At 53.5% G+C, this 652-nt stretch carries 1 protein-coding gene; it reads left to right on the forward strand.

What is annotated here, in order from left to right; genetic code table 11:
• On the forward strand, window positions 1–535 hold a 535-nt coding region (locus EN749_RS38100), incomplete at its 5' end, for a hypothetical protein (protein ID WP_189368051.1).
• Window positions 536–652: the final 117 nt, after the last annotated feature.

A 652-nucleotide genomic window follows, 5' to 3' on the forward strand; every position in this document is an offset into this window, starting at 1 on the left:
CGGGTGGGGTTTCTCGGCAAGCGCGGGCTACGAGAAACTGGAAGAGACGCACAACTATACCTTCGAAATCAACAAGCAGAAGCTTGAAGATCGAGAATTTACAATTGGTCTCTCGTTCAATGCAGTCTGCGCAAAATATCCGGATAGTTTTGCCGATCTGACCAACGTTGGAAACAAGTGCATCGATAAGAATGCCTTCGCCAGTATCGTCAAGGATGTTCAGGCGTGCCAGACTAGTAAGTTGGAATTCTTGAAAGGGCTGTTGGACAAGGGGCTCATCAGCCAGACGCAGTACGACAAGCAGGTCGAGAAGGTATTTACCGATCCTTGCTATAAGGAGAATACCATTTCCAATGCGGTACTTGCGGCAAGTGAAGCCGCCTTTGAGCCGGTCAGAATTGCACTCGAGGCCGGGCAGATCACAAGTGAGCAGGCAGAAGCCGCCGTCATGCCGTGGGTCTCACGGCCGGCGGCAATTCTGGCGCCAGGTGTGAACAGCGCCTTTGAAAGCAACATTCTGCCGTTCCTGCCTTAGGTAAGGCCAGTGTCGGCGGCCCGGTTCCTCGCATGCCTTTTGCTCTGCCTCTGGCGGAGCGTGGCAGACGCGACCGTATTATTGCCGGTACAAGATACGCCTCACGGAGATGAATAC

The organism is Mesorhizobium sp. M7A.F.Ca.ET.027.02.1.1, assembly GCF_004022985.1.
In the GTDB taxonomy this organism is placed as follows: Bacteria; Pseudomonadota; Alphaproteobacteria; order Rhizobiales; family Rhizobiaceae; genus Mesorhizobium.